Annotated in this window: 9 protein-coding genes; all 9 read right to left on the bottom strand. The window is 43.3% G+C overall.

What is annotated here, in order from left to right:
• Positions 1 to 508, bottom strand: a 508-nt coding sequence (locus F6K20_RS13420) for a hypothetical protein (RefSeq protein WP_287294973.1), incomplete at its 3' end; no start/stop codon positions are given.
• A gap of 113 nt (positions 509 to 621) precedes the next feature.
• A complete protein-coding gene (locus tag F6K20_RS13415; RefSeq protein WP_287294972.1) occupies positions 622 to 945 on the bottom strand; it encodes a hypothetical protein in 324 nt (107 codons plus the stop codon).
• 38 nt (positions 946 to 983) lie between these two features.
• The gene (locus F6K20_RS13410; protein WP_287294970.1) at positions 984 to 1,400 is read right to left on the bottom strand and encodes a hypothetical protein; all 417 of its coding nucleotides are present in this window, start codon (positions 1,398 to 1,400) and stop codon (positions 984 to 986) included.
• An 864-nt stretch (positions 1,401 to 2,264) separates the two neighbouring features.
• The gene (locus F6K20_RS13405) at positions 2,265 to 5,321 is read right to left on the bottom strand and encodes a hypothetical protein (RefSeq protein ID WP_287294968.1); all 3,057 of its coding nucleotides are present in this window, start codon (positions 5,319 to 5,321) and stop codon (positions 2,265 to 2,267) included.
• Between the two features lie 777 nt (positions 5,322 to 6,098).
• Entirely contained in the window at positions 6,099 to 6,278 is a 180-nt protein-coding gene (locus tag F6K20_RS13400) for a hypothetical protein (protein WP_287294966.1), read from the bottom strand.
• Complete coding sequence (locus F6K20_RS13395) at positions 6,268 to 6,546, bottom strand: hypothetical protein (protein ID WP_287294965.1); 279 nt, start codon at positions 6,544 to 6,546, stop codon at positions 6,268 to 6,270. The genes F6K20_RS13400 and F6K20_RS13395 overlap by 11 nt, the downstream gene beginning before the upstream one ends.
• Positions 6,547 to 6,611: 65 nt before the next feature.
• A complete protein-coding gene (locus tag F6K20_RS13390) occupies positions 6,612 to 6,863 on the bottom strand; it encodes a hypothetical protein (RefSeq protein WP_287294964.1) in 252 nt (83 codons plus the stop codon).
• A complete protein-coding gene (locus tag F6K20_RS13385) occupies positions 6,860 to 7,978 on the bottom strand; it encodes a hypothetical protein (protein ID WP_287294962.1) in 1,119 nt (372 codons plus the stop codon). Before F6K20_RS13385 ends, F6K20_RS13390 begins: the two co-directional genes overlap by 4 nt.
• A 146-nt stretch (positions 7,979 to 8,124) precedes the next feature.
• Positions 8,125 to 8,439 (bottom strand): hypothetical protein, encoded by a 315-nt coding sequence (locus tag F6K20_RS13380; protein WP_287294961.1) that lies wholly within the window; start codon positions 8,437 to 8,439, stop codon positions 8,125 to 8,127.
• Positions 8,440 to 8,765: the final 326 nt, after the last annotated feature.

The following is an 8,765-nucleotide window of genomic DNA, read 5'->3' as shown; positions in this document are numbered from 1 at the left end:
TATCAAGACCCCGAATCTCAAGCCATTGACAAAAACGTCTCAGATGCTCCCAGCGGGGAGAACCAGGCATAGCATCTTTCCCATGAGCTGTCAGGTACTGCTCTATCAGCTCCTTAGCCCCGTTGATTTTGTAATTTCGTTCCCGTAATTCTTGCGAGCCGGTCTTTTGACCGGTTTCGTTTTGCCAATACAGCTCGTCTGGTAGTGCAAGCTGATGCCCGATGTCTAGCAGACGACCATAATATAGCTCCCCACTACTACCCAGATACTTATTTCGGAGTCGCCCGTTAACCCGACGCTGGACTTTCCAGTATGAATCACTGTGCTTGTAAGCGGTGTATGAGACATCAGCCCCATGCTTGAACCGGAACTTGGAATTGGTTTTGAGCCACCCATACCAGTCTGAGCCAGTCATTGTATAAGCGTCAGCTGGGATTTGGATGGTCCACTTACCATTCATACAGTGGAGTAGTCCATCGGTCACGGTACTGGTACTAGTTCTTGTCATAGTCGATACGAACGTATTGTAAGACTGTGTAAGACTATGCTAACATACTCGTGTAAGACTTTGTAAGACTATTATATTTTTAGTATAACCAATCAAACGAAATCCCAGCCAAACTATAAAACCGCTAATTTATACTCACCTCCTCCTTCAGGTACTAATTTAAAACGAGACACTACTTTAAAAGTAGGTGGTTTTTCAGATTTAACTGATTGTGGAAGAAATTTCCCATAAAGAATATCTCCAACATCACAATCTTCAGATAAAAACGTCCAAATTATATTGACAGGTGGCATGGGGATGCCTTGATTATATTGGAGGTCAGCAGCTATTAAGGCTTTATAGGGGTCATCAATACCATCAAAATCCAGACACTTTAATAAATAAGTATCATCTGAATCTTCTCGCAAAATAATAAAATTATGACCTGGAAATGCCATTTATAATTACAACAAAACACTGACAACTATCATTGTAATTAATTATTAGAAAGGTATACAATCCAATCTCGAAACTTTTTCAAGCTATCCCACTGCTCGGTTAGTGGAATAGTGTTCAGTCCATGAGCAGCTCGCATGTACTCATCAATTAACTGCATAGTGGCGTCCGAAGTACTTGAGGACGTAATGGGATATCTTAAAAGCTCATGTGCCGCTAAGTCTACCCAGTACTCATCATCGGATAGTGAAATGTTGATGGCCGCTAACTCTAAAATCCGTGCATTGAGTTCAGAACTTGTTCCAAGCATGTCTTGACGGCAGCGCCGGTAAAGCATCCGATAAGCCACCCAATGACCAGTCAGTGTCTTATGAGCGGTGAATCGTTGATTGGGTGAATAGCTGTACTGAAACCGGTCATTTGAGTGGAGCCATCCCACCCGTAGACTCCCACTCATCTCATCTTGGGTGTGGGGGATGGGTATACGATATGGCGCATGAATCAGATTTAATGTATCGAAAAATGCGACCGGGGTACAGTGAGGGGTCATAAAAAGAAAACAGCGACACCTAGGAATGATTCTACAGGATGGTATCCCAATGCAAAGGCAAGCCCATAACCACTCTTAAAGCTAAAATGGGTATATGAACCAGCTAATTGGCCGGGTACGGCCAATAATAGCCAAAATGTGGACATGAATCAGACCATCTTGGCCACACACATCAAAAATTCACAAACTAAATAGTCAATACTAGGAACCCGGGAAGAGTAGGGGATAAGTAGAGGGTTGGGTAATAGGATGGTTGTGACAGCTTATTAATTCACAATGTCATTAGAACATCAAATCATCAAAATCATCGCAATATTTAAATAAGGGGCGGAGGGAACCCATCCGGAAGGGATGAAATCGAAAAAGAATTCAGAAGCTCCGCAGATAGACCGTGGGTCATAATCCAAGACTACCGACTCAGGAACTCACAAAAGAAATAGCCACTAATGGGAGGACGGTCACAAAGGTGTCTAAAAGAGAGGTACAGAACCGGAAATTTCAATCAGAAGACGGGTGTGGGTAGAAGGTAGGGGGAAAGGAGGGCGCTGCAAGCGGCTTATTTGGTCCCTTGGGTAAAACCCTACTCACCATATATAGCGCGTTTTTACCCACACAAAAACGCACATATGTTGATATGAAAGGGTTTCAGCGTTCGCATTTTCCGGATGAAGTCGCTGCTTTTTGAACTGATATCAACTTCATCCGGAAAATCTTCATCTAAAACCCTTTCAATCAACCGTGCTTTTTACTGACTTTTCACTACGTCTACGGTTAATATTCTGGTTCCACACTAGGCGCGTTATCTTGTCCTGGTACACTACCCTCTACCGGCATGGGTTCTACTTCTAGGTAGTTGGGTATGCGTCCGTATCGGTGGTTCAGTTGTTCTCGTGTCTTTTTGAGAGTGTGATGTTCTTGATGTTCCTGTTTTAATCGTGTGAAATGGTGTTTTTGTTCTGCTGAAAGGGTTGATTTGAAGTTTTTAGCTCCATTACGGATAGCTTCATCCAGTTCAATTACCATCTGTTGAAAATTTAACGTGCCATCGGGATTGAGAAAGAACATTTCATAAGAGTGCCCACAATCTTCAATCAGTTTTTTCTGTTCCCGATTCCATGACTGCCACTGTTCAAACGTTTGGAATGTGAATTGATTCAAATTACATGGTCTTAGTATTCTGGCTGATTCAACCGTACATCCAGGGAACGCTGTTGCGTTTTGCCATGACGATTCCCAATTATTTTTCCATTCTCCAGGCTTTAGTATTTTCTCTTCCATATAGACTTTAGTTGGTGGTATGCTGTCGGGGTTCTGATACAAACTTGTTAGGAATTCTCGGGATGCTACGTATTTCGGTTCACTTAATAAGAGTTTGCCATTGTCTTGTTGCACTGTTTTAGCTGGACGGCTTTTATATGAGCGCATCCGTTCCACTTCCAATTTATCGCCTATCCATAGATTGTAATTAGCGGTGGCGTGGAATGCGCCTCCATCGAATAAGTCCTTGATTTCTATGTCGTACAAATCAATTACCTTCATCCTCGGAAATTGTTGCTTGAGATGTTCTTTGATTTGGGTTTCTAACCACTGTCGTGCCCGTTCATTGTTTAATCCTACTGTTTTGATACCTGTTTCAGATTCTTCAATCAGTTTCAATCCTATTTTCAATCCCTTGGCTATTTCTCCCAAAGCATAGAGTGTTAATTGGCTTGTACTGTTTTCATCTAACAGTACCGTATGGATTAGCGGGTTACCGTTCCAGTTGATAAAGTGTTCAATCTGTTTAACTCCTCCAATCGCATTAATTTTAAATGAACTACTGGATTCTTTGGTGTATCCGTTGTAAACGGACTCCGTAGTTAACTTTTGTTTTGACTTCGCATAAACCACTCTGTTAGGCTCAAACGCACACCCGTCGGTAATAGTTTGAAAACCGTGAAGCCCTGCCTCCATGCACCATGCCATCATGCGTGCTCTGTTAGTGATGTTGTTACCAACGACTACATTACCAATTGCAAAGTACGGTGACATTGAGTTACCAGCCGTGGTGTTAATGTCTCTCTTATACATCTCGTTGTATGGCTTTTCACTAGCAATTCGCTTGCTGTACTTTTTCCGTTCTGCTAGCAAATCGTTGATGATTAAGTCTCCCTCATTTACACGGAGCCATGCATGACACTCTTGGAATTCTTCGGTTATCTTGGTCTTTTTCCTTTTGACTTTGACCTCTACCTGATTCCTCCCGTTATGCGTAACTCGCCGATTCACAAACTCTTCAAATGACTGACATTCTTCCGTTTTTGGATAGAATGCAGCCGTCTTAACTAGTAAATTATCTAAAAGTTCCTTTCGCTGGCGGGGAGAGCAAATGGTTTCAATGAGATTGATAGTGTCTGCTGTGACGATTGCGTTATCCACTTGATGTGTGAATATTTTGCAAACTCCCACATTATCTTCTGTAAACCACTCAATTTCTTGCATGTCGGTGTCTGTGAAAACCTTATTCATGTCTTTGGGAGGTTTCCACGACATCAAAAAGTTTTGAGGATATTTCAGTTGGTAATTAGCTGGGGTTGATACACGTGCTTGCCACAGTCCATATTCTAATTCTTTCCCATACTTTCGTAAAAACTTACCCAGTGTCATGTACTCATTGATAGTGCTTTTGATTGGGTATTTGATTACCACTGGCTTACCAATGGGATAGTCCTGATACTTTTGAGATTTTCCATAGCATCCTTGTATGTCTGCATCTGCTATTAAGCCATTGACTGCGACCACTGTGGGGCGGTTATTGCGACACCGTCCACCATCAACTTTTCCATTGAGTACTGATGTGTACTGCTTATGAGTCTTGAAGTATGCGGCGGTTCCATCTTCTAAGTATTCGTGGAGTTCTTTTTTATCAGACGGGTTTAAGCCACAGTGCTTTAGTAACAGGGCTTCTTTAAGTTTGGCTGTTGCACTTCCAAGAGTAAGCGGGGGTGTTTTGAAGTATTTTTCTACCCCGAATGCTCGGAATTTTTCACGGGTGCGCTGTTCATAAGCTTCCAGTGGTGGAATGACGTACGTGTCCCCAAGTGAGTACAAATCGAAATCACGAGGTTTTTTCACATAAGTCACATTCATCAGTGATTTGTCATCTTGGGTTAAGAGATTTTTCAGTGGATGCTGTTCCCCGGTCAAGCTTCTATAGTATGAATCGTAATTGCTTTTACCCAAAACTGCGCAGACATCTATAAATGAGAAACGTATATCAAATAGTTGTCCATCTACCTCTATGATGGCCGGGGGGTTTATCCAATCAACTCCTCGTACATCGGTTTTCCCATTCTTTCCTGGAATCAACAGCTCTGTGCGTGCTTGGAGCCTTCGCTTCATCTCAATAACACCGTCCCTGGGTTTTTTGCATCTGAGACGTTCTAATATCCAATCTAATAGCTGTCCTTGGAATATCCGTCCGATTTCGGCGGGTAAGAAGAAGCCATATATCATAACTTCTAAAGTAGGGAGATTATAGTTATGTTCTCCCCAATGAAAATTTACTGTGTGGCCTATAGCTGTCATGTAATCGAAAACGCCTAACTGTCTTTTCATGATAGGATGACGAGCTATTTCAGCACTATCTGGGTGCGAAAATATCAGTCCAGTTGGTTCTGCTTTAGCTCGGAACTGGCAGGTCAGGGTCTTTGTAATTGGTCTATTGGGGTCTGGGTTATTGATGTCCCCTGTCGGATGATAAAATTCCGTGTCGGCTTCCACTGGGAAGTAGATAACCGTCTTGGGATTCAGGGGCTCCGAGAGGTCGTGGAGAGGTTCCCGGCACATGAACCCGTCTCTCTTTCCGTAGAAGTGCGGTATAAGTCCGGCTTTCCGCCAGCGTGAGATGAGATCGGGGTCGGGTGGGTGCTCTAACAATGCGTGTGGCGATGGTCTGTTAAAGCATGTCCTGGTAAAGTCCTCAGCTGTATCTAATACACATGTACTCTGTAAGCCTTGTGGTGCTTGCGTTTCAGCTAATTTGGTCATATAATTAAACCAATTGTTTTTTTGTTTTTAAGGTCAGGGAACTGCTTTAAGTCCGCCTGACCTTTTTATTATTTACACATAGCTAAATAGTTTGTCAACCCATACGTATCAATTAAGGCAGCCTTATTTGATACGATTTTTAGAGTTGTTTTAATCGGGTAATTACTCACTATAAATTACTGCTAGTTTCCTAACAGCAAGTCCAAGACCATCTGATTCACGGGTCTTGTAGTATGTGTCGCACCGATAATTACATTTCCAGGCTCAGGGGTTATCATTCCCAAAACCCCATTCTGGTAAAGCGTTGAAGAGAAAATTTTTTCTTTGACATCCATGGATATCAAAAAAAAATTTTTCGCTTGATTGGAGTCCATTATTTGAATCCCATTCTCACTGAATCCCCATGGATTTAATAGGCTTCGAGCTGTGTAATACGTGTAGTATGTCATGGCTATAGTACCGATAAATCTTGTTACCTGCATCCATGAAAAAGTGGATGACCAGGAGGTGTTAACCCACCAAATCATCCACATGAGTCAACTAACTCAATTGTTTTATGAGATTATAGTCGTTTAACTACTTATAGATAGTTGAACCAACGAGCTTGTTGATGAAGACTTTGGTTAGTACTGGGTCACACTCCGGGTTCTCTAGCACTTCGTTCACGAGAGTCTCGGCTGTAAGCTCGTTCATGCCCCACCACGTCTCTACTTCAGCGATTACCGCTTCCTTGACCTTGTTCTTGTCATGAGCCATGGTGCCACTCCCAGAATGGTGGACGTCCTGGTTCAAACCAATTGATTTCATCCAAATCATCCGTGGAAGCAAAAACACAAAGAATCGGTTGTGATTCGTCTTTACGATTACATGCGTTTATGGGTATTGATTTACACCATCCCGCTTCGATATAGTCCATAATTTGATTTTCCGGGATGTTGGAAAAGTTAACTGTCCAAAAACAACCAAGACAATTTCCTTGCCCATCGAATTGATAATAGTTTTGCTTGAAGATTTCAATTTCCATTTGCTATCATCCAAAATGTGATGTACCATAGTCCGGTTAGCATGATTAACCGGATGCTTTCTAATTCAAACTCCATGCCACTTATTCTCCAAAAACTTTTGGATTTTTGAATTGTCTTTTGTCTCTCGTGCTTCTTTTGCTACCGCATCAAACTCATCATTGAATTTCTTGGCTTCTTCGCCCCAGAATGTAGCTGCTGGTCCATAACAATGTGGCTCGGGTGCCCTCGGATTTCGCATTTCTGCTACCCAAGCACACTCCACTTCACCGTTTTCATCAAAGTAAATATCACCGTCATATTGACCTACTTCAGTCATTCCTTCCCTCCTATCAGTTTCTGAAATTCTGCTTTCCCGGCTTGGTACCGACTCCCGGTGTACCCAAGAACATTTTTGATAACGTACGTTGGGCTTTTGGTTTGAGCGAGTTCGGCCAGTGCTTTTCCCAAGATTTCAGAGTCTTCGGAACTCTCTGAAAACTGGTTCAAGTCAGTTCCAGCGGCGGTTTCAGCGATTTCCCGGGTCGAAATCGGTAACTGACGGGTAACTTGAGTTAGCTCCCGGTACGTTGGTAGCTGCACCGGGTCATCATCCAGTAGTGCGTGGGTACTATCGGACTTGAGCCACTCCACTAACTGGTCGTCTTTGAGCTTGGTGGCATGCTTAACCGCCAGCTTACCCAGCCGTAACTTGATAAAATTGGCAGCTATACCGCTCTTGCCCTCCAATCCCCATGCGGTTACCTGGTCGTATTGACTCAATAGAATTAAAAAGCGGCGTGCCTTCCGGCCTCTTCGGGCGTGTCTCTCCAACCACTCAGATGCGTTTGAGCATTTTTGGACGAGTTCCGGGAATTCTTCAGCTATCAATACCCGGTCACTTCCAGCTAATGCTGAATCCCCTCGCTCTGCTCTAATCTCAATTTGGTGGGTTAAGTCTTTTAAATCAGCAGCCATCGACTGATTTATGGAATCGAAATCTTCAGCTTGTCCGACTACTTGTAATCCACGCCACGAGTCGGGAGAACCCTCGCACTCGTAAACTATTACGGTTCCGCCAACTTGGTAACTGAGCCATTGAGCCAACGTGGACTTTCCGGAGCCAGTAGCCCCGATAATCATTAATTGTTTGGATTGAATTTCTGATAGTAAATCGACGGGGGAAATGACGAAATCCCCGTCGTGGACATCTACATAACTCAAGCCAATGTCATCAAAACCACCGTCATACGGGAGTTTGTCATAAACGGTGATGAGTTTATCATACGACTTGGAAGCCATAACCGACAAGTCAAGTGATAAGCGGGATAGAGACTTCCACATCCAGATTGCGACCCGTGGAGTGACTATCACTAACCGACACCCAAACCACAATCCGTAATCTAACAACTTACTAGTTATTTTGAGTGGCATTGCCACCCATTTATCGCCCATTTAAACACCCCACTCGAAATGCAGTGTACTCATTTTTGATAGCTTCAAGCTTTGCATTGAGTCGGATAATTTCAAAGTATGAGAAACAATGCATAGCGAGAGCTATTACGGCGAGTAGTGCAAAGAAACTACGATTTTCCATAGCACTACCCTAGATACATCCGATAGCAACGCCCGGTGGCGATACCGGTTTGGTTCTTCTGAGTTTTGATGTCTATGAATGCAGACTTACTTGACTTTATCTTCGGGAAACTACCGTCGGGTGACAGTGAGAATGTGCTGAATGTTGGCAGCAGTTGCCACTCAGTTGGTGCGCTGTCGCAGTGACCAGTTACGGTCACCGCTGTCATATCAGATAGACTTGAAGCAGACTCTAAAGAACGGCTAGGAGTACGTTTCCTGCCTCTGTTGTGATGGGTACGTGGTCCAGACGCACCCGTCACATTTTCACTAGATGACATAGAGACAATCCTTATATCCATAATATGCACATCACACATAACATATTATGGACATCTAATGGATATGTCAAGTACAAAGCGAAAAAGCACTCATTTCCTACTGTCTATAGCAGAGTGGGAAGCTCTAAACGCTTACAGCAAAAGAGTTCAAAGAAATAAAACCGATGTAGTGCGAGAGTTTATTCGGTCTCTCCCTGATTATCAAGACCCCGAATCTCAAGCCATTGACAAAAACGTCTCAGATGCTCCCAGCGGGGAGAACCAGGCATAGCATCTTTCCCATGAGCTGTCAGGTACTGCTCTATCAGCTCCTTAGCCCCGTTGAT

It is taken from the genome of Moorena sp. SIO2C4 (genome assembly GCF_010672485.1).
GTDB classification, from domain to species: Bacteria; Cyanobacteriota; Cyanobacteriia; order Cyanobacteriales; family Coleofasciculaceae; genus Moorena; species Moorena producens.
The sequence above is the reverse complement of the archived record's forward strand: the minus strand, read 5'-3'. Positions and strand labels throughout refer to the sequence as shown.

Coding starts and splice junctions, on each gene's coding strand:
- F6K20_RS13390 (WP_287294964.1), bottom strand. CDS start 6,863: ATGACTGAAGTAGGTCAATATGACGGTGATATTTACTTTGATGAAAAC.
- F6K20_RS13395 (WP_287294965.1), bottom strand. CDS start 6,546: ATGGAAATTGAAATCTTCAAGCAAAACTATTATCAATTCGATGGGCAA.
- F6K20_RS13385 (WP_287294962.1), bottom strand. CDS start 7,978: ATGGGCGATAAATGGGTGGCAATGCCACTCAAAATAACTAGTAAGTTG.
- F6K20_RS13380 (WP_287294961.1), bottom strand. CDS start 8,439: ATGTCATCTAGTGAAAATGTGACGGGTGCGTCTGGACCACGTACCCAT.
- F6K20_RS13415 (WP_287294972.1), bottom strand. CDS start 945: ATGGCATTTCCAGGTCATAATTTTATTATTTTGCGAGAAGATTCAGAT.
- F6K20_RS13410 (WP_287294970.1), bottom strand. CDS start 1,400: ATGAGTGGGAGTCTACGGGTGGGATGGCTCCACTCAAATGACCGGTTT.
- F6K20_RS13405 (WP_287294968.1), bottom strand. CDS start 5,321: ATGTGCCGGGAACCTCTCCACGACCTCTCGGAGCCCCTGAATCCCAAG.
- F6K20_RS13400 (WP_287294966.1), bottom strand. CDS start 6,278: ATGGCTCATGACAAGAACAAGGTCAAGGAAGCGGTAATCGCTGAAGTA.